At 68.5% G+C, this 20,701-nt stretch carries 21 protein-coding genes; 11 read left to right on the top strand and 10 right to left on the bottom strand.

Going from position 1 to position 20,701, the window contains the following annotated elements; genetic code table 11:
- Positions 1 to 11 precede the first annotated feature (11 nt).
- Complete coding sequence (locus HPO96_RS11765) at positions 12 to 1,061, top strand: substrate-binding domain-containing protein (protein ID WP_171673392.1); 1,050 nt, start codon at positions 12 to 14, stop codon at positions 1,059 to 1,061.
- A gap of 28 nt (positions 1,062 to 1,089) precedes the next feature.
- On the opposite strand, the gene HPO96_RS11760 is transcribed toward HPO96_RS11765, so the two are convergent.
- Positions 1,090 to 2,040 carry an AraC family transcriptional regulator gene (locus tag HPO96_RS11760; RefSeq protein ID WP_171673391.1) on the bottom strand — a complete coding sequence of 317 codons (951 nt, stop codon included), beginning with the start codon at positions 2,038 to 2,040 and terminating at the stop codon, positions 1,090 to 1,092.
- A 132-nt stretch (positions 2,041 to 2,172) separates the two neighbouring features.
- On the opposite strand from HPO96_RS11760, the gene HPO96_RS11755 reads away from it, so the two are divergent.
- The 5 genes from HPO96_RS11755 (at position 2,173) to HPO96_RS11735 (ending at position 7,468) form a co-directional block, all read left to right on the top strand.
- A complete protein-coding gene (locus tag HPO96_RS11755) occupies positions 2,173 to 3,621 on the top strand; it encodes an MFS transporter (RefSeq protein WP_171673744.1) in 1,449 nt (482 codons plus the stop codon).
- Positions 3,622 to 3,657: 36 nt separating this feature from the next.
- The gene (locus HPO96_RS11750; protein ID WP_337796592.1) at positions 3,658 to 4,206 is read left to right on the top strand and encodes an NADPH-dependent FMN reductase; all 549 of its coding nucleotides are present in this window, start codon (positions 3,658 to 3,660) and stop codon (positions 4,204 to 4,206) included.
- 106 nt (positions 4,207 to 4,312) lie between these two features.
- Positions 4,313 to 5,614, top strand: coding sequence for an extracellular solute-binding protein (locus tag HPO96_RS11745; protein WP_171673389.1), 1,302 nt, complete (start codon positions 4,313 to 4,315; stop codon positions 5,612 to 5,614).
- A 12-nt stretch (positions 5,615 to 5,626) separates the two neighbouring features.
- Entirely contained in the window at positions 5,627 to 6,523 is an 897-nt protein-coding gene (locus HPO96_RS11740) for a carbohydrate ABC transporter permease (RefSeq protein WP_171673388.1), read from the top strand.
- Between the two features lie 63 nt (positions 6,524 to 6,586).
- Positions 6,587 to 7,468 carry a carbohydrate ABC transporter permease gene (locus HPO96_RS11735; RefSeq protein ID WP_171673387.1) on the top strand — a complete coding sequence of 294 codons (882 nt, stop codon included), beginning with the start codon at positions 6,587 to 6,589 and terminating at the stop codon, positions 7,466 to 7,468.
- 638 nt (positions 7,469 to 8,106) lie between these two features.
- On the opposite strand, the gene HPO96_RS11730 is transcribed toward HPO96_RS11735, so the two are convergent.
- The 8 genes from HPO96_RS11730 to HPO96_RS11695 all read right to left on the bottom strand — a co-directional run bounded on the left by HPO96_RS11730 (position 8,107) and on the right by HPO96_RS11695 (position 15,363).
- Positions 8,107 to 8,460, bottom strand: coding sequence for a YciI family protein (locus tag HPO96_RS11730; RefSeq protein ID WP_171673386.1), 354 nt, complete (start codon positions 8,458 to 8,460; stop codon positions 8,107 to 8,109).
- A 25-nt stretch (positions 8,461 to 8,485) separates the two neighbouring features.
- Positions 8,486 to 8,941, bottom strand: a complete 456-nt coding sequence (locus tag HPO96_RS11725) for a carboxymuconolactone decarboxylase family protein (RefSeq protein ID WP_171673385.1) — start codon at positions 8,939 to 8,941, stop codon at positions 8,486 to 8,488.
- Positions 8,942 to 8,970: 29 nt separating this feature from the next.
- The gene (locus tag HPO96_RS11720; RefSeq protein WP_171673384.1) at positions 8,971 to 9,753 is read right to left on the bottom strand and encodes a sugar phosphate isomerase/epimerase family protein; all 783 of its coding nucleotides are present in this window, start codon (positions 9,751 to 9,753) and stop codon (positions 8,971 to 8,973) included.
- Complete coding sequence (locus HPO96_RS11715) at positions 9,754 to 10,578, bottom strand: carbohydrate ABC transporter permease (RefSeq protein ID WP_171673383.1); 825 nt, start codon at positions 10,576 to 10,578, stop codon at positions 9,754 to 9,756.
- Positions 10,568 to 11,506, bottom strand: a complete 939-nt coding sequence (locus HPO96_RS11710) for a carbohydrate ABC transporter permease (protein ID WP_171673382.1) — start codon at positions 11,504 to 11,506, stop codon at positions 10,568 to 10,570. Before HPO96_RS11710 ends, HPO96_RS11715 begins: the two co-directional genes overlap by 11 nt.
- Positions 11,507 to 11,511: 5 nt before the next feature.
- On the bottom strand, positions 11,512 to 12,819 hold the full coding sequence (locus HPO96_RS11705) for an ABC transporter substrate-binding protein (RefSeq protein WP_171673381.1): 1,308 nt from the start codon (positions 12,817 to 12,819) through the stop codon (positions 11,512 to 11,514).
- A 19-nt stretch (positions 12,820 to 12,838) separates the two neighbouring features.
- Positions 12,839 to 13,921, bottom strand: coding sequence for a mandelate racemase/muconate lactonizing enzyme family protein (locus HPO96_RS11700; protein ID WP_337796591.1), 1,083 nt, complete (start codon positions 13,919 to 13,921; stop codon positions 12,839 to 12,841).
- 404 nt (positions 13,922 to 14,325) lie between these two features.
- The gene (locus tag HPO96_RS11695; RefSeq protein WP_337796590.1) at positions 14,326 to 15,363 is read right to left on the bottom strand and encodes a hydroxyacid dehydrogenase; all 1,038 of its coding nucleotides are present in this window, start codon (positions 15,361 to 15,363) and stop codon (positions 14,326 to 14,328) included.
- 95 nt (positions 15,364 to 15,458) lie between these two features.
- Between HPO96_RS11695 and HPO96_RS11690 the strand changes: the two genes are divergently transcribed.
- The 4 genes from HPO96_RS11690 to HPO96_RS11675 all read left to right on the top strand — a co-directional run bounded on the left by HPO96_RS11690 (position 15,459) and on the right by HPO96_RS11675 (position 19,026).
- On the top strand, positions 15,459 to 16,328 hold the full coding sequence (locus HPO96_RS11690) for a LysR family transcriptional regulator (RefSeq protein ID WP_171673379.1): 870 nt from the start codon (positions 15,459 to 15,461) through the stop codon (positions 16,326 to 16,328).
- 28 nt (positions 16,329 to 16,356) lie between these two features.
- Complete coding sequence (locus HPO96_RS11685) at positions 16,357 to 17,307, top strand: SDR family NAD(P)-dependent oxidoreductase (protein ID WP_171673378.1); 951 nt, start codon at positions 16,357 to 16,359, stop codon at positions 17,305 to 17,307.
- Positions 17,308 to 17,501: 194 nt separating this feature from the next.
- Complete coding sequence (locus HPO96_RS11680; protein ID WP_171673377.1) at positions 17,502 to 18,263, top strand: putative protein N(5)-glutamine methyltransferase; 762 nt, start codon at positions 17,502 to 17,504, stop codon at positions 18,261 to 18,263.
- Positions 18,264 to 18,351: 88 nt separating this feature from the next.
- Positions 18,352 to 19,026, top strand: a complete 675-nt coding sequence (locus HPO96_RS11675) for a phosphotransferase family protein (RefSeq protein ID WP_337796623.1) — start codon at positions 18,352 to 18,354, stop codon at positions 19,024 to 19,026.
- Between the two features lie 158 nt (positions 19,027 to 19,184).
- Here the strand turns inward: HPO96_RS11675 and pyrH are convergent, their stop codons facing one another.
- Complete coding sequence (gene pyrH, locus HPO96_RS11670) at positions 19,185 to 19,892, bottom strand: UMP kinase (RefSeq protein WP_171673375.1); 708 nt, start codon at positions 19,890 to 19,892, stop codon at positions 19,185 to 19,187.
- Between the two features lie 129 nt (positions 19,893 to 20,021).
- On the opposite strand from pyrH, the gene HPO96_RS11665 reads away from it, so the two are divergent.
- A complete protein-coding gene (locus tag HPO96_RS11665; protein ID WP_238354963.1) occupies positions 20,022 to 20,696 on the top strand; it encodes a VOC family protein in 675 nt (224 codons plus the stop codon).
- Positions 20,697 to 20,701 lie beyond the last annotated feature (5 nt).

Here is a 20,701-nt window from a genome sequence, read left to right as displayed (position 1 = left end):
AGAATGTCCGGGTGCGAGCCACCGTGAAGGACGTAGCGAAACTGGCCGGGGTCTCCCCGAAAACCGTCTCGAACGTCATCAACGGTGTCGTGTTCGTCCGGCCGGAGACCCGCGCCCGCGTCGAGCAGGCGCTGGCCGAGCTCGACTACGTGCCGAACATGAGCGCCCGCGGCCTGCGCAACGGCCGTTCGGGCATGATCGCGCTGGCCCTGCCGGATCTGCTCCGCCCGTACTCCGCCGAGGTGGTCCACCTGGTCGTCGAGCTGGCCCACGAACGCGGCTGGGGCGTCCAGATCGAGCAGACCGCCGCCGAGCCCAAGCGTGAGTTCGAGCTGTTGTCGAAGGCCCGCGCGTACCTCGTCGACGGCCTGATCCTGAACCCGGTCAACCTCGACGACAGCGCCGTCCTGACCGCTGGGCCGCTGCCGCCCGTCGTCCTGATCGGGGACGTCGACCAGGACATGGTCAGCCAGGTCGCGATCGACAACCACGCGGCGGCCCGCGACATGACCCGGCACCTGATCGCCCGCGGCTGCCGCCGGATCGCCGCCCTCGGGACGCCGGAGATCCCGCGCGGCTCGAGTGGCGCCGGCGTCCTCGGGGGAGCGGCCGAAGGCCCCGGTACGGCGGCGTCACGGCTACGGACCGCCGGCTATCACGAAGCTCTCGCCGAGGCCGGGATCGCCGCCGACCCGGCACTCGAGCTCGGCCTCGACCGCTGGCGGCCGGAGGGCGCGGCGAAGGTGGTCAGCAAGTTCCTGGCCGAGCACGAGCTGCCCGACGCCTTCTTCTGCTTCACCGACACGATGGCCTCCGGCGCCCTGTCGGCGCTGTGGGCCGCGGGGATCGGCGTCCCCGAGCAGACCCTGGTCGCCGGTTTCGACAACATCGCCGACAGCCAATACCTGATCCCGCCGCTCACCACGGTCGACTTCGACCGGCGCGCCTTCGTCGCCGCCGCCCTCGACCTCCTGGCCGAGCGCATGGCCGACAAAAGCGCCACCCCGCGCCGAGTGATGATCCCGCACCGCATCATCGAGCGCGCCAGCACGCAGCGCTGACCAGATGCTTCGCCCCGGCAACCCGGAGTCAGGCTGTCGTCCGGCCCTGTCTCCGGTACCTGCCGGGTGCGATGCCGTGCTCACGCTTGAAGGCGTTGGCGAAGGCGAATTCCGAGGTGTAGCCGACCTCTCGCGCGACCACGCTCAACGGCAACTCGGAGGCACGGAGCAGTCGTTGCGCGAGAACCATCCGCCACCACGTCAGATACGCAAGCGGGGGCCGGCCGACCAGGGCCGTGAAACGGCGGGCGAACGCCGTCCGGGACAACCCGGAACGTTTTCCGAGTTCCTCGACCGTCCACGAGCGGGAGGGATCGTCATGGATGCCGCTCAGCGCCGTAATGATCGCCGGGTCGCTCAGCGCCACGGCCCAGCCGCTGGTCGTGCCCGGTACGGGCTGGTCGGCGAACCAGGCCCGCAGCACGTAGAGCAGGAGTACGTCGAGGAGTGCCGGTACGGCGGCGCCCGCGCCGATACGCGGGTTCTCCAACTCGGCGCCGAGCAGTTCGACGGCGGCACGCAGTTCGGCATGGTGCCCCGGTTTCGCCGGCACGTGCACGATCTCGGGTAGGCCGCTGAGCAACGGATGCGCGAGCGAATCGTGGAACTGATAGGCGCCGCACAACGTCACGCTGGACAGGCCCGCAGCCAGGCCGGCTGCACCCGGCGGGAACTCCTCGCGATTCTCGAAGGAAGGCCGGTCCGGATCGGGGACGCAGCACGTCTCGGTCAACGGGCTGGACGGCAGGTCGGCCAGCGCGTGATCGATTGCCCGGGGCAGGAGCACCACGTCACCTGGGCTCAACGCGACCGGGACGCCGTTGGCGGGAAGCAGCCAGCAAGTCCCCTGGAGTACCACGTGGAATGCGGCCCCCGGTGAGGCCGGATAGCGCCGGCCCCACGGAGCATGCCGTCGGACGCGCGCGGAGACCGGGCGGCCGACGCGCATCACCGCGATGACGTCACTGAGTACATCCATGGCGCAAGAATACGCTTCCATCCAGCACCTGGGACGCTCGCGTATGAATTGCGGATTCAGGAGCATTGGACGTCCCTGCTCCCGGACCTAGGGTCAGATGCAGTCCATCGCTCAGACCAGGAGACACCGCAGATGCCCCGAAGTTCGCGCTGGCGCGCGTTCGCAGTGCTCAGCGCCGTACAGCTCATGATCATCATCGACTCGAGCATCGTGTACGTCGCGCTGCCCGCCATTCAGACCGACCTCGGCTTTTCCGGCACGGGCTTGGCCTGGGTCGTCAATGCCTACATGATCGCCTTCGGCGGCCTGTTGCTGCTGTCCGGACGGCTGGGCGATCTGATCGGCCGCAAGCGCATGTTCGTCATCGGCCTGAGTATCTTCACCGCGGCGTCGCTGCTGTGCGGGCTGGCGGTGAGCGAGGCGATGCTCGTCGTCGCGCGGTTCGTCCAAGGGGCCGGTGGAGCGATGGCCTCGGCCGTGGTCGTCGGCATCGTCGTGACGATCTTCCAGGAACCTCGTGAGCTGGCCAAGGCGATCGGCGCCATCGGGTTCGTCGCGGCGGCCGGCGGCGCGATCGGCGGCCTGGCCGGGGGAGTCCTCACTCAGGCGGCCGGCTGGGCGGCCATCTTCTTCGTCAACGTTCCGATCGGGATCGCGGCGGCAGTCCTGGCCGTTCGATTGCTCGCCAACGACCGTGGACTGGGCCTCGCAGCGGGCGCAGATGTCGCCGGCGCCCTCCTGGTGACCGCCGGTCTGATGCTCGGGGTCTACACGATCGTCAAAGTCGAGGAACACGGCTGGGGGTCGGTCCACACCCTCGGCCTCGGGGCATTGTCGATCGCGCTGCTCGCTGCTTTCGCTGTGCGCCAGGCCATTGCCGGCAGCCCGCTGCTGCCGCCGCGCATCTTCCGCTCCCGCAACCTCACCGGCGCCAACCTCGTCCAGGTCCTGATGGTCGGCGGCATGTCCGGATTCCAGTTCCTGACCGTCTTGTACCTGCAGCGGGTTCTCGGGTACGGCGCCGCCGAGACAAGTCTGGCCGGACTTCCCATCGCGGTGGTGATGGCGGTCGTCTCGCTCGGTTTGTCTGCGCGATTGAACACCCGATTCGGCCCGCGTCCGGTGCTGCTGGCCGGTCTCGTCCTGCTGACGAGCGCTCTGCTGTGGTTGACGCGCGCACCGATCGACGGAGCCTACCTGGTGGACGTGTTGCCTTCCATGCTGTCGCTCGGCGTCGGCGCGGGGCTGGCGATGCCAGCGGTGATGACGATGGCCATGTCGGGTGTTCGCCCCAGCGAGGCCGGGCTGGCCTCCGGCCTGGCCGGCACGGGAGCGCAGGTGGGCGGCGCGCTAGGTCTGGCGACGCTGGCCGCGCTGGCGTCGGGGCACACCGCAAGGCTGTCGGGCGACGGACAGGCAACGGTTCCGGCGCTGAACGCCGGCTATCAGCTGGCGTTCGCCGTCGGCACGGGACTTCTCGTGACCGCCGCGATCGTCGGCTTCGCCATGCTGCGCTCCGAACCCGCACAACCTCCGCACGCCGACCAAACCGACCGAGCCGCAAACGCAGTTCACCCCTGACCCAACCGATCGAAAGAGCAGCGACCCTTGATCAGAGTGGCAATTGTCATCGGCAGTACCCGCCCAGGGCGCAACGGGGAGGCTGTGGGGCACTGGATCCATAACCTCGCTGCGAAGCGCCTCGACGCCGAATTCGAGCTGGTGGACCTGAAGGACTACGACCTCCCGCTCCTGGATGAGCCAATGCCTGCGGCGTTGGGCCAGTACAGCCGACCCCACACTCGCGCCTGGGCTTCGACGATCGCCGCCTTCGACGCCTACGTGTTCGTGACGCCTGAGTACAACCACTCGATTCCCGGCGCCTTGAAGAACGCCATCGACTTCCTGTACGCCGAGTGGAACAACAAGGCGGCCGGATTCGTGAGCTACGGCAGCAACGGCGGCAGTCGGGCGGTGGAGCAACTGCGGCTGGTCATGGGCGAGCTACAGGTCGCGGACGTGCGTGCTCAGGTGAGCCTGTCGCTGTTCACCGACTTCGAGAACTTCAGCGCCCTGACTCCCGCGCCCGAGCAGGAAGGCGCGGCCATCGCGATGCTGGATCAGGTCGTCGCCTGGGGGCGGGCGCTGCGTCCGCTCCGTGCGTAGTCGCCCCTGCTCACGGATCGACACTTTCCTTCAAAAACAAACAGGTTTCTCTTGTCAACGGATTCTAACGATGTAATCCTTCAGGTGCCCTGCGAAGGAGACATGGATGAGTGCGTTGGAACGGCAGTTCTCCCGGCGCCGGCTGCTCGGTTCGGCGGCGGCGATCGCCGGCGGCGGCCTGCTGCTGGGCTGTGCGCCCGGTGCGTCCCGATCGGCCACCGACCTGAGCTATTGGCACCTGATGACCGGTGGCGACGGGATCGTGATGGCCGGCCTGGTGGACGCCGTCAACGGTCTCGGCCTCGGCTTCCGCGCGACGCAGACCGTGCTCGCGTGGGGCCCGCCGTACTACACCAAGCTGGCGATGGCCTCGGCCGGCGGCCGCGCGCCGGATCTGGCGATCATGCATGCGTCGCGGATCGCGGGCTACGCGCCCGGCGGCCTGCTGGAGCCGTGGGATCTGGAGCTGCTGGCCGAGGTCGGCGTCCACGAGCGCGACTTCCCGCCGCTGGTCTGGCAGAAGGGCCGGTACGACGGGAAGCTGTACTCGATCGCGCTCGACACGCACCCGTTCGTCCTCTACTACAACACCGACCACGCTCAGAAGGCCGGTGTCACGGACGCGCTGCAGACGATGAAGTCGCCCGAGGAGTTCACCGAGGTCGCGCTCAAACTGCAGAAGGTGACCGGTAAGCACGGGCTGTCGTACGGGTATCTCGGTGACGGCTCGCAGATGTGGCGGCTGTTCTACACGCTCTACCGCCAGCAGAACGCGGAGATGAAACTCGTGCCGGGGCAGCAGGCCCAGGTCGACGAGGCGGCCGCGGTCAAGGCGCTGAAATTCGTTCAGTCGTTGCTGGACGACACGATCGCCACGAAAGCCGGCGACGGTGGAACAGCGACGAGCGAATTTCTGCACGGTGAGAGCGGCCTGTTCTTCGGCGGCGTCTGGGAGCTGCCGGTGCTCAAGGATTCCAAGCTGCCGTTCGACGCGCGTCCCATTCCAACGTTGTTCGGTACCGATGCGGCGTACGCCGATTCCCACACGTTCGTGTTGCCGCGGCAGGCGAATGTCGATCCGGAGCGGCGGCGGCATACGTACCAGCTGGTCGCCGAGGTGTTGAAGCGGTCGGTCAAATGGGCCGGTGCGGGCCACATCCCGGCGTACCAGCCGGTCGTGCAGAGCGCGGAGTACCAGGCGCTGAAGCCGCAGTCGAACTACGCCGGGATTCCGGCGTACGTGAACTACGACCCCGACGCGTGGTTCGGCGGGGCCGGCAGTGACTTCCATCGGTACTTCGCGGAGAACGTCCAGAACGTGTTCCTCGGCAGCGGCGATCCGGCTGCGGGGTTCGAAGGTTTCGTGAAGCGGCTGAACGTGCTGCTCGATCGTCCGCAACCGGTCTAAGGAGGCCAGGAGATGTCGACCCCCCTCGGCCGGCGGAACGAGAGCCTCACGGGCTGGGCGTTCGCGGCGCCGTTCGCCGTCCTGTTCGTGCTGTTCCTCGTCGTCCCGGCGATCTACGGCCTGTATCTGAGTTTCACCGGCGAGACGCTGACCGGTAAGGGCGGTGAGCTGCTCGGCTTCGCGAACTACGCCGAGGCGCTGACCGACCCGGACATGTGGCGCTCGCTCGGCAACACGTTGTGGTTCACGCTGTTGAGCACCGTGCCGCTCGTCGTGCTGTCCCTGGCGCTCGCCCTGCTGGTGAACCTCGGGCTGCCGGGGCGCTGGCTGTGGCGGCTGTCGTTCTTCCTGCCGTACCTGCTCGCCTCGACCGTGGTCGTGATGTTCTGGTCGTGGATGTACAACCCGAAGCTGGGGCTGATCAACGGCGTCCTCGCCGAGTTCGGCATCGCTCCGGTCGCCTGGCTGCAGGATCCGAACGTCGCGATGATCTCGGTCGTCGTCACCACGCTGTGGTGGACGATCGGGTTCAACTTCCTGCTGTACCTGGCGGCGCTGCAGAACATCCCCGAGCAGCAGTTCGAGGCGGCGGCGATCGACGGCGCCGGCAAGTGGCGGCAGCTGTTCGCGATCGTGATCCCGCAGCTCGCGCCGACGACGGGGCTGATCCTGACGTTGCAGGTACTCGCGTCACTGAAGGTCTTCGACCAGATCTACATGCTGACCAACGGCGGCCCGGCCGGCTCGACCCGCTCGATCGTCCAGTACATCTACGAATCCGGCTTCACAGGTTACCGGTTCGGCTACTCGTCGGCCATCTCGTACCTGTTCTTCGCGATCATCGTGCTGGTCTCGCTCGCGCAGTACAAGCTGATCAACCGCAATCGGAGCGCACATGAACGAGCGTAGCGAGTTCATCATCAAACACAGCGAGCTCCGCTCATCGGCGCCCGCAGCGAAGCGAGGACGACGATGAGTACGTACACGTTGTCGCGTGGGATCAAGCGCGGGTACAAGCCCGGGGAGAACCCGTGGAGTGTGTCGCGGATGGTTGCCCTGCTGGTGCTCGCGGTGCTGGCCGCGACCTGGCTGGTGCCGTTCGCGTGGGCGGTGCTGACGTCGTTGAAGAGTGAAGCGGACGCCGGGGCCTCGTCGATCAGCCTGAATCCGCCGGACGGGCTCGGCTTCGATGCCTACCGCAAGGTGCTCGCGGCCGGCGACATCCCGGCCTGGGCGTGGAACAGCTTGCTGACCTCGGTCGCGATCACGCTGCTCACGGTGGCGACGTCCGCGCTGGCCGGCTATGCGTTTTCGCGAATCGGCTTCACCGGACGGCGCTGGCTGTACGCGGCGATCATTGCCGCGATCATCATCCCGCCGCAGCTGCTGATCGTGCCGTTGTTCCGGCAGATGCTGAGCTTCAACCTGGTCGACACCTACTGGGGCATCATCCTGCCGCAGGCCTTCGCACCCGCGATGGTGCTGATTCTCAAGCGGTTCTTCGATCAGATCCCGATCGAGCTCGAGGACGCCGCCCGGGTGGACGGCGCGAACCGGCTGCGGGTGTTCTGGTCGATCGTGTTGCCTTTGTCACGCCCGATCCTCGCGGCGGTGGCGATCTTCGTCTTCATCGGTGCGTGGAACAACTTCCTCTGGCCGTTCATCGTGACCACCGACGCCGATCTGATGACGCTGCCGGTCGGATTGCAGACTGTGAAGAGCGCCTACGGCCTGCAGTACGCGCAGAACATGGCCTCGGCGATCCTGGCAGCGCTTCCACTCGTGCTGGTGTTCCTGTTCTTCCAGCGCCAGATCATCAAGGGCATCGCTACCACAGGATTTGGTGGGCAGTGAGTATTTGAACGATTACGTGATGGCGCAGTGATTCCTCTGTGTGGACAGTGGTCCCGGAACCTGGGAAACCTGTCACCATCCCTTGAAAACGTCGTCACTCTCAGCGAGGCTTCACGGATCACTTCCGCGTCGTTTCCGGGTGCGGGAAGGACGGGGGAGTGTGCGGCCGTGCGCGAAATCGCGGGGCCGCGCCATCCGTCACTCGGGGGTTGTAACGACAAGAAGGGGGATCCGTGTCAGCGATGACAAGGCTCGCCGAGCAGTGCCGTGATGTGAGGAGTCACGGCAACGGAGGACTCGGACGGGCTTCGATCCAACCAGCGGTCTGCACCGGCATCCACGAGGTGACCTCGTCGATCCCGTCGGTGCGCCCGCGACGCGTGGCCCTGCTCAGGCTCAGTAGCGGCCTGACCACCACGCTGCGACTCGACGACGGCGCCGCGGCGCCCGAGCGAGGCGCGACCGTGTTCGTCCAGGGTGGCCGGGGTTGGGGTGACGAGTCCCACTCAGGTGGGGTCACTCTCGTGTCGACAGATCCCAACTGGAAACCCCGGTCCACCACGCTGGGCTGAATCAGTGACTCGCCGGTCTCAGGTCCCAACGCCGAGCTGAGGCCGGCAAGTCCCTGCCGAAGCCGCTCATTCCGGAATCGCTTCGTCCATCACCGCTCGCACCTCGATCGGTGACCAGACCGCCTCGGGCAACCTCGCGGCGAGCTCCACCGCCCGCTCCCGCGAGCAGTCGACCAGGTAGTACCCGGCCAAGAGCTCCTTGGCCTCCGTGAACGGCCCGTCGGTCACCACCGGCACGCCGCCCTGCACCCTGACCACGCGTGCATCCACAGTGGTCAGGCCCTGCGTCGCCACCAACTCACCTGTCGCCTCCAGTTCGGCGACCAGCTCCCGATGCCGTGCGTACACGGCGTCCATTCCCACGGCCTCCATCTGGGCCCACGTCTCGTCGTTGCCGTAGATGAGCAGCATGTACTTCATCTGCCGCAGGTTACGCAGTCCGGCGTCACCAGGTGGCACCGGCCTTGGCGCGGGTGGTTGCGTTGATGCGGTTGAACATGTTGGTCAGGCCGATCATCAGGATGATCGCGGACAGTTCGCGCTCGTCGAAGTGCTCGGCGGCGGCTGCCCAGGTCGGATCGGCGACGGCCTCCGGACGGTCGGCGATCCGGGTCGCCTCCTCGGTCAGCGCGAGCGCGGCGCGTTCGGCGTCGGTGAAGAGGTCGGTGTCCCGCCAGGCGACGACCTGGTGCAGGCGCTCGTCGGTCTCGCCGTTCTTGAGCGCCGATTTGATCCCGCCGTACACGCAGGGTGCGCAGCCGTTGATCTGACTGGCCCGCAGGTGCACCAGCTCCAGCACGGTGCCCGAAGCACCGGAGGAGTGGATGGCCTTGAAGATGTTCTGGATGCCCTTCATGGCGTCCGGCAGGATCGCGACGGGGTTGGTCAGCCGCTCGGTCATGGTGGTGCTCCTGGTTCCGTAGGGGGTGTTCACTCCCTCGACGGAGGCCGGCCCCAGGATGTGACAGCCGTCTGCAGATCTTTTCGGACGCGTTCCTCGACAGGCGTGCTGAGGTCGGAGTACTGACCGGTCAGGCAGACCGGCCCGCTGAAGCCGATCCGGGTAAGCGCGGCGTGGACGGCGTCCCAGTCGGACAGCCCTTCATCGCCCTGGCCGAAGTGCGTCTTCCAACCGTCGTCGGCACGGACGTACCGCGCGTTCTTCAGGTTGACGATGCCGAGGCGGTCGGCGCCCAGCTCGATCGTGACGGCCGGATCGTCACCGGCGAGGGCGTCGTGGGCGGCGTCCCAGACCAGCTTGAACCGGTCCGGCAGCCCGTCGAGCAGCTGCAGGACGCCGAGCGTCGACGTCACGAACCGGCCGTGATGAGGCTGTACGCCGACCTGGACGTCGTACCGCTCCGTGAGCGCGACGGCCGCCTCCAACTGCGCGCGATTCCGCCGGACGGCGTCGGCGTAGCTGTCGGCGCCGAGTGGCGCCATGATCCGGATCATCGGCACCCCCGCTTCCGCGCAGGCCGCGAAGACCGGCTCGGACAGGTCACTCGCCACGCTGATCGGCTCGACCCCCTCGGCGCGCAGCTGCTTGGCGAAGGCCGGCAGCTCCGCCTCAACGGTCGCCGTCGTGACGTACGCCGAATCCCGCACCGGCACCTCCGCGCCGGCGAAGCCGAGCCCGGCCACCAGCCGGCCGAGCTCGGCCCCGGGCAGCTCGGCCCACGGCTTGGTGAAGACGGACCACAAGTAGCTCATTCAGCGGCCTCCCAGCCCACTCATCGTGATACCTCGGACGAACCAGCGCTGCGTCAGGAAGAACAAGACGATCAACGGCACGGTGGTGACGGTCGCGGCCATCAGCAGCAGGTTCCACTGCGTTCCGTTCGTGTCCTGGAAGACCTGCAGCCCGACGGACGCCGTCCGCGTCGCATCGCTGTTGGAGATGATCAGCGGCCACAACAGGTTGTTCCACTGACCGATGAACTTGAAGACCGCGAGGGTCGCGATCACCGGGACCGCCAGCGGCACGATCACCCGGACGAAGGCTTGCCAGCGATTGGCGCCGTCCAGGCGGGCCGCCTCTTCGTAGTCCCGCGGGATGCCGAGGAAGAACTGCCGGAGCAGGAAGACGCCGATCGCGGTGAACGCGTGCGGCAGGATCATGCCCGGCCAGGTGTCGATCCCGTGCAGCTTGGCGACCAGCACGAACTGCGGGATCAGCGTCACCTGGGACGGGATCATCAGCGTGGCCAGGTAGACGCCGAACAGCCAGCTTCGCCCGGGGAAGTCGAGCCGGGCGAACGCGTACGCCGCGAGCGCGGCCGTGATGGTTTCGAGCAGCGTCGTCCCGGCCGCGAAATAGATCGTGTTGAGCAGGTATTTGCCGAGTGGAACGAGGTCGAACGCGCGGGTCAGGTTTTCCGGGTGCCAGCTGCTCGGCCAGAACGACGGCGTCGCGGCCATCGACTCGGTGTCGGACTGGAAGGCGACCAGCACCATCATCACGACCGGGGTCAGCGTCAGCGCGGTGACGACGAAGCAGGTGAAGACGACCAGGTTGTGCTTCAGATTAGTTGTCATAGTGCACCAACCTTCGCTGGAAGGTGAACTGCGCGGCGGTGATCAGCACGATGAACCCGAACAGCACCAGCGACTGGGCGGCGGCGTACCCCTGGTCGTAGTTCTCGAAGCCGGTCCGGTAGATGTACATGACGAGCGTCGTCGTCCGGGTGCCCGGGCCGCCGTTGGTCATGATCAGGGCCTGGTCGAAGACCTGGAACGAGCCGATGATCGACGTCACGATCACGAAGAACAGCGCGGGGGAGAGCATCGGCAGCGTGATGTTGCGGAAGGTCTGCCACGGCGAGGTGCCGTCGACGCGGGCCGCCTCGTAGAGCTGTTGCGGAATGGCCTGCAGGCCGGCCAGGAAGACCACCATGCCGAAGCCGAAACTCTTCCAGACGCTCATCAGGATCAGCGCGGGCATCGCCCACCCGTCGGAGATCAGCCAGGCCGGCCCGTCGATGCCGATCAGCCCGAGCACGGCGTTCACCAGGCCGTCGTGCGGGATGTAGAGCCAGATCCAGACGAAGGCGACCGCCACCGTGATCGTTGCGTACGGCAACAGCAGGAGCGAGCGGAAGACGGCGACCCGTCTCAGGCCCTGGTTCAGCAGCAGGGCCAGGGCGAGACTGACGACGATCGTGAGCGGGACGCTGAGGAGCGTGAAGTACGCCGTGTTGCCGAGCGCGGACCAGAACGTCGGGTCCGGGCCGAGGCGGGCGAAGTTGCGCAGACCGGCCCATTGCGGCGGGCTGAACAGGTTCCAGTTCAGCAGGGAGATGACGCCGGCGGCGACCACTGGGCCGGCGGTGAAGATCAGGAAGCCGATCAGGCTGGGCAGGATGAACAGCCAGGCGGTGAGTGATTCGCGGTTGCGCCAACGCGGGGCCGGCTGCTGCGGGGCGGTGGTCTTGGTCGCCGTGCGTTCGGCGGTGTCGATGGCCATGGTCGTCACCCCTTCCGGGCGGTGGCTTGGCGGACGTTGTCCTGGTGCTGGCTCATCAGGACGTCGAGGCGCGGGGTGAGGCCGTTGATCGCCTCGGCGACCGGGACCTGGCCGAGGAACGTCCGGGGGAGATCCTGACCGAGCAGCTGCTTGACCTGGTTCCAGTTCGTGGTCACGTCGAAGGTGTGCCCGCCGGCGACCTTGCCGGCCAGGATGTCCTGCACGATGCCGAGGTTGTCGGGTGGCGGCTGGAACGCGCTCCCGGCGCTGAGCCGGGCCGGGTTGTTGCGGCCGGCTTTGGCGTAGATGTCGAGCGCGCCGGTGCTGGTGAGCGTCTTGAGCAGCTTCCACGCGAGCTGGAGCTGGGCTCCGTCGCGCACCCCCGATGGAATCGCGAAGCTGGAGCCGGACACCCGCGGTGTGGAGCCGGCCGCGCCGGCCGGGAACGGGACCACGTCCCAGTCGAACTTGGCCTTGCGGACGTTGACAACCTGCCACGGCCCGTTCTGCATGAACGCGACGTTGCCCTGGAGAAAGTTGGACAGCGAGCTCTCGGTGACCAGGTTCTTGATCGGCGGGGTCACCTTGTCCTTGACGAACAGGTCGATGACGAACTGGATCGCCGCCAGCGCCGCGGGGTCGCCGAGGGTGCTGCGATCGGCGGCGTCGTTCATCACGTTGCCGCCGGCGCAGTAGATCCAGGAGACCAGGTCGTCGATCGCGGGCGCGCAGGTGAAGCCGTACTGGCCGGGACCGGTCAGCTCTTTGGCGAGGTCGCGGAAGGTTGCCCAGGGCATCGGGTCGGTTCTGGAAGGGAGCGCGATCCCGTGTTTCTGGAGCAGTGTCTTGTTGTAGTAGAGGACGGTCGGGGCGACGTCGAAGCCGATCGCGTAGGTCTTGCCGTTGAAGCTGGAGAGCCGGCGGCTGGTCGGGTAGAAGTCGTCGAGGTCGAAATCCGGGTCGGCGGCGATCAGGTCGTCCAGCGGCCGGTGCGCGCCGCGGGCGGCGTACGTCGGGATCAGGGTGCCGTTGAGCGCGGTGACCAGGCTCGCGGTGCCGCTGACCAGCTGCAGGTCGAGTTTGGTCGGGTAGCCGCTGGACGGCGTCAGGGTCGGGAACGACTCCACGCCGAGCTGCTGCTCGACGTACGTGCTGAAGTCGTCCCAGACCTGCTTCTCGGCCGCGCTGCTCGACCACATCGCCCAGGTCGCGGACCCGGCCGGTGGGCCGTTCGAGCAACCGGTGACGGCCGCCCCCAGGCCGGCCAGTCCGGTGAGTTGGAGAAAGCTGCGGCGGGACAGCTTTGCTGGCATGGCTCTCCTCGGTGTCACTTCAGTGGAAGGCGAGGTCGATCGACTCGGCGCGGATGCGCTCCTCGTCGACCTGAACGCCCAGGCCTGGGGCGGTGGGGACCGTTGCGACGGCCTTGGTGATATCGAGTCCCTCGACGTACAGGTCGGCCAGCAGCTCGGGACCGTTGAGCTCGGCGGGGAGCGCGAGCTCGAGCTGGCTGAACACGTGCAGGGCGGCGGCGAAGGCGATCCCGCAGTCGGTCAGCCCGCTGGCGAGAATCTCGAGACCGCCGGAGAGCGCTGTCTGGGCGGTCTTGAGCGCGTTCCGCAGTCCGCCGGATTTGCAGATCTTGACCACGACGAGGTCGGCGGCGTCCAGCCGGATCACCCGCGCCAGGTCCTGCGCCGAGAAGCTGCCTTCGTCGATCGCGATCGGCAGGTCGATCAACCCGCGCAGCCGCTGCATCGCGAGCGTGTCCGTACTCGGCACTGGTTGCTCGACGCAATGAATCGTCCGGATGTCGCTGGTTCGGTCGAGCAGTTGCCGGAGCGCGCTCGGCCGGTACGACTGGTTGGCGTCGAGCCAGATCGGCTTACCGCCGGCCACCTCGGCCACCGTGCGGATCGCGGCCGCATCGGCGTCCGGATCACCGCCGATCTTCACCTTGTACGCCGCATAGTCGGCCGACTGCGCGGCATGCTCGCGCACGGTCTCCGGGTCCCCGACCCCGATCGCCGAACACAGCGCGATCTCATCGGTCGTCTTCCCGCCGAGCAGCGCATGTACCGGCACCCCGGCCAACTTGCCCGCCGCGTCGTGCATCGCCACATCCACCGCGGCCCGCGCGAACGGAAACCCGTTCGACACCGCCGGACTCAACCGCTTCGCCGCCCGCTGATGAAACAGCTCCACATCAAATGGCGTCAATTCCAGCAGGATCGGCCGCAAATGCCGCTCGATCACCACAGCCATCGTCTCGGCGGTCTCGTAGCTCCAACTAGGAAGCGCTCTCTGCTCTCCCCACCCGACAACCCCGTCCTCAGTCGTCAGCTTCACGAACACAACTGCCGCCGCTTGATCAGGTCTCGCATCCGGCGCCCCAACAGCCCCACTCCCCAACACAAACCGCCTCGCAAACGGCACCGCAACCGCAAAAGCCTCCACAGACCTGATCCGCGCCCCACCTCCACCCGTCCGCACACTTCGCACCCGCGCGGCATCCGCGCTGCCCCCACGCCCCGCGCCATGCGCACCACCCGCGCTCCGCCCCGCCGCCCCGCGCCCCACCCAACCCGCACCAGGCGCAGCCTCGCGGCGCTGCTCCACCCCACCCCCAGCCCTACTGGTGTCAGGCTCAGCGGTGGCACCCTCGGCGCGGCTCGCGCTGTGCGCGCTTTCGCCGTGCTGTTCCGCCCCACCCCCAGCCCGGCTCGCGCCGGTCGTCGCCCTGGTCGGCGGGGGAGCGTCGCTCTCGGCAGCCTCGCCGCCTGGCAGTCTGTCCGTACCTTCAGACATGGGTCGTCCTTTCAGGCGGCGATGGACCAGGTGGCCGGGTCGACGAAGCTGGGGCCTCGGGTGCCGTCGGCGAGCCAGTGGAGGGCGTCGCGGAGCACGTAGCCCGCGAGGGCGAGGTGGCCTTCGGTGGTGTCGCCGGCGATGTGCGGGGTGAGGAGGAGGTTCTCGGCGCGGAGAACGCTCTCTTCGAAGGTCGGGGGTTCGGGGTCGTAGACGTCGAGGGCGGCGTAGAGGCGGCCGCTGAGGGTGTGCTCGAGGAGCGCTTGCTGGTCGACCGCGGGACCGCGGGAGGAGTTGACGACGACGGCGCCGTCGGGGATGGCGGCGATCAGCTCGCGGGTGATCATGCCTTTGGTCTCGGGCATGTTCGGCACGTGGATCGTCAAGAAAGCGCTCTCTGCGGTCTCTCCGAGCGACGCCGTCCGGACGCCGAGCTCGGCGGCCCGCTCTGCGCTCAAGTACGGGTCGTAGACGACGACGTCGCAGCCGAACGGCTTGAGCAGCGTGATCAGCGCTCGCGCCGTGCTGCTGGCGCCGACGATCCCGACCTTGGCGCCGGCCAGCTCGTGCCCGCGGAACGCGCTCTGCTTCCACCCACCCGCCCGGATCGCGCCGTCGAACCGGGGGAGCCGCCGAGCCAGCGTGAGCATCGCCGCCAGGCAGTACTCGCCGACCGACCAGGCGATCCGCGGCCCGGCCGAGAACACCCCGACACCCTGTTCGAGGATCGACGGGTCGATCAGGTTCTTCACTGTGCCGGCCGCGTGCGCGACCACCTTCGGCCCGGCGCCGTCCGACCACAGCTCCTTGCCGAGCGTCGGCGTACCCCAGCTGGTCAGAAGGACGTCGGCGCCCAGGCTGAGCTCGGCGAGCGCCGCGGGGTCGAGTGCGGCCGGTTTGGCGGGGGAGTCGGCGCCGCGGAGGTGCTGCTCGGTCGCCCACACCACCTCGAACCGGTCGTCGAGCAGTCGTCGCGTCGCGGCGTCCACCACATCGGCGGCCCGCGCGGGCGACATCAGCGCAGCAAGTTTCAGCCTGGAATCCGGCACCGGGTAACTCCCTCAACTCGTCGGTGCTCCGACGGTAGGCGCTTTCCGTTATGCAGGTCCAAGCCCGATTTCGCATGAACCGATACCGTGCCGGTATGGATCTCTCGCTCCAGCAACTCCGCGGCTTCGTCGCCGTCGCGGAAGAACTGCACTACGGCCGCGCCGCCCAGCGCCTGAATCTGACCCAGCCGCCGCTGACGCGGCAGATCCAGGGCCTGGAGCGCTCTCTCGACGTCCGCCTGTTCGACCGGACCGGGCGCGGCGTCCGGCTCACCGCGGCCGGCAGCGCGTTCCTCGAACACTCCCGCCGCGTCCTCGCCCTGCTCGAAGTCGCCCCCGAGGCGGCCCGCCGGGCGGCCGACGGCCACACCGGAACCTTGCGGATCGCGTTCACGGCGATCGGCGCGTACGCCGTCCTCGCCGAATTCCTGACCACGGTCGGGAAGCACGCGCCCGCCGTGACCGCGGAGCTCACCGAGCTGGTCAGCCCGGCCCAGTTCGACGCGCTGGCGAAGCTGGAGATCGACATCGGCCTGGTCCGGCCGCCGATCCCGGAGCAGTTCGCGTCCGTGCTCGTCCACTCCGAAGACCTGGTGCTCGCCGTCCCGACGAGTCATCGGCTCGCGGTCGGCTCCGCGCCGGTCACGCTCGCGGACGCCACCGACGACTACATCGGCTACAGCCCCGAGGGATCGCAGTACCTGCACGACATCTGCGCCGCGATGATCGGGATGGATCGGTACGCCGTCAGTCAGCTCGCCTCCCAGGTGCCGACCATGCTGGCGCTGGTCCGCGCGGGTCTCGGTTGCGCGCTGATCCCGCGGTCGATCAAGGCGATGCGCGTCGAGGGCGTCGCCTATCGTGAACTGGATCCGGCTGACGCGCACTCGGTGACGCTGCACGCCTGCTGGAGCCCCGACAATCCGAACCCGGCGTTGCAGCGCCTGACGGTCGCCTTGACCTAGAGCGGGCTCTAGCTCATAGGTTCGAGTCATGACTGCACAGCAACCGATCGGCTCCGGTTTCGGCGCCGACAGCACCGCGGACGACGTCCTGGACGGGATCGACCTGACCGGCAAACTCGCGATCGTCACCGGCGGCTACTCCGGCCTCGGCCTGGAGACCACCCGCGCCCTGACCAAGGCCGGCGCGCACGTCGTCGTCCCGGCCCGGCGGCGGGAAACGGCCGAGGGAGCGCTCTCCGGGATCTCCGGCGTGGAGCTCGACGAGCTGGATCTCGGTGATCTCGCGAGTGTGCGGGCGTTCGCGGACCGGTTCCTCGCCTCCGGGCGCAGCGTCGACTTCGTCATCGACAACGCCGGGATCATGGCCACGCCGGAGACCCGGGTCGGCCCGGGCTGGGAGGCGCAGTTCGCGACCAACCACCTCGGCCACTTCACGCTGATCAACCGGCTCTGGCAGGCCCTCGTCGCCGACGGCGGCGGCCGGGTGATCTCGGTGTCGTCGAGTGGGCACCGGCGTTCGGACATCCGCTGGGACGACCTGGAGTTCCGGCAGGGCTACGACAAATGGGCGGCCTACGGCCAGGCGAAGACGGCCAACATCCTGTTCGCCGTCCACCTCGATGCCCTCGGCAAGGACTCCGGCGTCCGCGCGTTCGCCCTGCATCCCGGCGGCATCCTCACCCCGCTGCAGCGCCACCTCGCCCGCGACGAGATGGTCGGCTTCGGCTGGATCGATGCCGACGGCAACCCGATCAACCCCGCCTTCAAATCCCCCGAACAAGGCGCCGCCACCCAAGTCTGGGCCGCCACCTCCCCAAAGCTCGAAGGCCACGGCGGCGTCTTCCTCGAAGACTGCGAAATCGCCCACCCCTCCACCGACGACACCCCCGGCGTCCGCCCCTACGCCATCAACCCCACCGCAGCCGCCCGCCTCTGGTCGGTTTCGGCCGACCTAACAGGCGAGAACGCCTTCGCCTGACCCGAGCCACACGACCGCCGCCCACCGCGGCATGCGTACCGGCCCCCGAGCCGCCGTCGCCCGCCCGGCATGCGTGCCCGTCACTCCGAGCCGCCCGCCGCCTGGCGGGCGGCTCCGGCGCGACTAAGCTCAGCCCCGGAGCCGGCGCCCACCTCGCGCTCCTTCGTCTTTCCCTTCCTCCCGAAAGGGGCCCGTTGTCTGAAGTCGTTGATCGGCTGCGCGCTGCGGGATGCGTGTTCGCCGAGGACGAGGCTGCGCTGCTCGCCGAGACCGCGCGGGATGCGGCCGAGCTCGAGGCGATGGTTGAACGGCGGGTGGCCGGTGAACCGTTGGAGTACGTGCTGGGGTGGGCGGCCTTCCGCGGCCTGCGGATCGCCGTCGACCCCGGCGTCTTCATCCCGCGCCGGCGTACTGAATTCCTCGTCGCCGAAGCGCTCCGGGTGACCGCACCCGGCGGCGTCGTCGTCGACCTCGCCTGCGGTTCCGGTGCCCTGGGTGCAGCGATCGCCGCCGAGCGCCAGATCACCCTGCACGCTGCCGACCTCGACCCAACCGCAGTCGCCTGCGCCCGACGAAACCTCACCCCGTACGGCGCCCACGTCCACCAGGGCGACCTGTACGACGCCCTCCCCGCCAAGCTCCGCGGCCACATCGACGTCCTGATCGCCAACGTCCCCTACGTCCCCACCGCCGAAATCGCCCTCCTCCCACCCGAAGCCCGCCTCCACGAACCCCACCTCACCCTCGACGGCGGCCCCGACGGCCTCACCCTCCTCCGCCGCGTCGCCGCCCAAGCCCCCACCTGGCTGACCCCCGGCGGCCAACTCTTCACCGAAACCAGCACCCGCCAAGCCCCCCAAGCCCACGCCATCCTCACCACCCAAGGCTTCACCGCCGAGATCACCACCGACGAAGACCTCGACGCAACCGTCGTCCACGGAGTCCTGTGCTCCTGACCGAGGCCACGTCGTACGCCGCCGCCGTCCTCGGCCCGATCGACGCCATCGACCCCGTCCAAGGTTTCGCCGGCAACCAGACCTACCGATTACGTGCGGCCGCCGGCCAGATCGCCTACCTGAAATCCGGCCCGGCGATCGCCGCCGAAGCCCAGCGATCGAACGGGCCCGGGGGATCGGCGTACCGGTGCCGGTCGTCCTCGCGGTCACGGGGCAGTACCTGCTCACCGCCGAGGTGGCAGGCGCGCCGTCCGACGCCCCCGGCGTACTCGCCCAGGCAGTCCGGCACCTCCGCCGCCTGCACGAACTGCAAGCCCCGAACGCCGATTGGCCAGGCCGCCTCGACCTGCTCATCGACGAACTGGACGTGCTGGTCGACCACCTCGGCACCGCCCTGATCGACCAACTCCGACAGCTATTGCGGCCGTTCGTCGACGAGGTCGCCGCAGCGCCGCCGTCCTTGCTGCACGCCGATCTGCACACCCGCCACCTGTACGCCGCCGACGGCCGGCTGACCGCGATCCTCGACTGGGGCGACGCCTGCTACGGCGACCCGCTCTACGACCTGGCCCGGCTGACGATGACCGCAGACCCCGCCACCGTCCTGACCGCGTACGGGCTACACCCCACACTCGACCTCGCCCGGACATTGTCGCGGTACCGGCTCGTGTGGTCGTTGAGCGCGCTTCACTCGGAGCATGCGGCCGGCGGCGCCTGGTTCGCACCACACGTCGAGCGCATCCGCCGGGAGCTGGTCAGTTGATGAGCGTGCCGATCGAGGTCCCGGCCTGAGGGCGTACGGACCGGGGCTGGCGCCGGACCTGGCCCGGCCGTTGTCGCGGTACCGGATCGTGTGGTCGCGGCATGCGGCCGGCGGCGGTTGGTTCGCGGCGTATGTCGGGCGCGTTCGCCGGGAGGTGGTTAGTTGATGAGGGTGCCGATGGGGGCGCCGGTGCTGATGGCTGCGGCGGCGGAGGGGCGGTCGATGTCGAAGACGTGCAGGGGGAGGCGGTGGTCGCGGGCGAGGATGAAGGCGGACTGGTCCATGACGCCGAGGCCGCGGTCGATCACCTCCTGGTAGCCGAGGCGGTCGAAGCGTTTCGCGCCGGGGGATTTGTTCGGGTCGGCGTCGTACACGCCGTCGGTGCCGTTCTTGGCGACGAGCAGCGCGTCGGCCTCGAGCTCGACGGCGCGCTGGACGGCGGGGTAGTCGGTGGTCGTGAACGGCTGACCGTTGCCGCCGGCAAGGACGATGATCGAGCCCTTCTCCAGGTGCCGGAGCGCGCGCAGCCGGATGTAGGGCTCGGCGAGGTTGTTGATCGGGACGGCGGTCATCAGCCGGACGCCGTGCGCGCCGAGCGCCGCCAGGCGGCCGCGCAACAGGACGGCGTTGATCACGGTGCCGAGCATGCCGATGTTGTCGGCCTCGACCCGGTCGATCCCCCAGTCCTCGGCGCGGTTGCCGCGGAACACGTTCCCGCCGCCGACGATGACCGCGACCTGGACGCCGGTGGCGCGTAACGCGATCACTTCGTTGGCCAGGTGGGTCAGCCGCGCGCTGTCGAAGCCGAAGTCGTCACCTCCGGCGATCGCCTGTCCGGACAACTTCAGGACGAGCCGTCGGTACATGCTGCTCCGATCACGGTGGGCGGGCGGGCCGTCAGAAGATCTACCACGGATGACGGGTACCGGGTGCGCGCACAGAGTGTCGGTGGCTCGTTCTAGCCTGCTGACAAGCGAAACAGTGGGGAGTCCGACATGAAAATGTTGACGGTGCAGGAGATTCAGGCGGCTGGACTGAGTGACTGGAGCAAACTCGCCCAGGCCCTGCATGCCCGGTTCCTGGCCAGCTCATTCGCGGCCGGTGTCGGCTTCGCCCAAGCCGCGGGCAAGCTCGCGGGCGCCCACGAGCTCGACGTCCGGGTGACCGCGACGTTCGTCGACGTCCGGCTCGTCACGCCGGGCGCCGTCCATCGCGACGCGGACGGCGCCGAACAGAGTTGGCCGTCGGTCACGCAGCTCGATGTCGACGTCGCCCGGCAGATCAGCGCGCTAGCGGCCGAGCGCGGCCTACGCCCCGACCCCACCGGCATCTTCCAGAGCGAGCTCGGCCTCGACACGGCGGACGCCGATCAGATCGGCCCGTTCTGGGCCGCCCTGCTCACCGGCGATGCGGCCAACTACCGCGACGGCGAGGTCGTCGACCCGACCAACTGCGCCCCGAACCTGTGGTTCCAGCAGACGACACCCCACGAGGCGCCCCGCCAGCGCTTCCACTTCGACATCTGGCTGCCGATCGCCTTGGCACCCGCCCGGATCGCCGCCGTCCTGGCCGCCGGCGGCGTCGTCACCGACGACACCGAGCCGTCGTTCACCGTCGTGGCGGACGCTCAGGGCAATCGGGCCTGTGTGTGCACGATCGAGGGGCGATGAGCCGG

This window comes from Kribbella sandramycini (assembly GCF_013131805.1).
GTDB lineage: Bacteria > Actinomycetota > Actinomycetes > Propionibacteriales > Kribbellaceae > Kribbella > Kribbella sandramycini.
Note: the sequence above shows the minus strand (reverse complement) of the source record. Positions and strands in the feature narration are given on the sequence as shown.

Excerpts from the sequence above, each read along its gene's own strand:
- HPO96_RS11760 (WP_171673391.1), bottom strand. The coding sequence starts at position 2,040 with ATGGATGTACTCAGTGACGTCATCGCGGTGATGCGCGTCGGCCGCCCG.
- HPO96_RS11755 (WP_171673744.1), top strand. The coding sequence starts at position 2,173 with ATGCCCCGAAGTTCGCGCTGGCGCGCGTTCGCAGTGCTCAGCGCCGTA.
- HPO96_RS11745 (WP_171673389.1), top strand. The coding sequence starts at position 4,313 with ATGAGTGCGTTGGAACGGCAGTTCTCCCGGCGCCGGCTGCTCGGTTCG.
- HPO96_RS11740 (WP_171673388.1), top strand. The coding sequence starts at position 5,627 with ATGTCGACCCCCCTCGGCCGGCGGAACGAGAGCCTCACGGGCTGGGCG.
- HPO96_RS11735 (WP_171673387.1), top strand. The coding sequence starts at position 6,587 with ATGAGTACGTACACGTTGTCGCGTGGGATCAAGCGCGGGTACAAGCCC.
- HPO96_RS11730 (WP_171673386.1), bottom strand. The coding sequence starts at position 8,460 with ATGAAGTACATGCTGCTCATCTACGGCAACGACGAGACGTGGGCCCAG.
- HPO96_RS11725 (WP_171673385.1), bottom strand. The coding sequence starts at position 8,941 with ATGACCGAGCGGCTGACCAACCCCGTCGCGATCCTGCCGGACGCCATG.
- HPO96_RS11720 (WP_171673384.1), bottom strand. The coding sequence starts at position 9,753 with ATGAGCTACTTGTGGTCCGTCTTCACCAAGCCGTGGGCCGAGCTGCCC.
- HPO96_RS11715 (WP_171673383.1), bottom strand. The coding sequence starts at position 10,578 with ATGACAACTAATCTGAAGCACAACCTGGTCGTCTTCACCTGCTTCGTC.
- HPO96_RS11710 (WP_171673382.1), bottom strand. The coding sequence starts at position 11,506 with ATGGCCATCGACACCGCCGAACGCACGGCGACCAAGACCACCGCCCCG.
- HPO96_RS11705 (WP_171673381.1), bottom strand. The coding sequence starts at position 12,819 with ATGCCAGCAAAGCTGTCCCGCCGCAGCTTTCTCCAACTCACCGGACTG.
- HPO96_RS11690 (WP_171673379.1), top strand. The coding sequence starts at position 15,459 with ATGGATCTCTCGCTCCAGCAACTCCGCGGCTTCGTCGCCGTCGCGGAA.
- HPO96_RS11685 (WP_171673378.1), top strand. The coding sequence starts at position 16,357 with ATGACTGCACAGCAACCGATCGGCTCCGGTTTCGGCGCCGACAGCACC.
- pyrH (WP_171673375.1), bottom strand. The coding sequence starts at position 19,892 with ATGTACCGACGGCTCGTCCTGAAGTTGTCCGGACAGGCGATCGCCGGA.
- HPO96_RS11665 (WP_238354963.1), top strand. The coding sequence starts at position 20,022 with ATGAAAATGTTGACGGTGCAGGAGATTCAGGCGGCTGGACTGAGTGAC.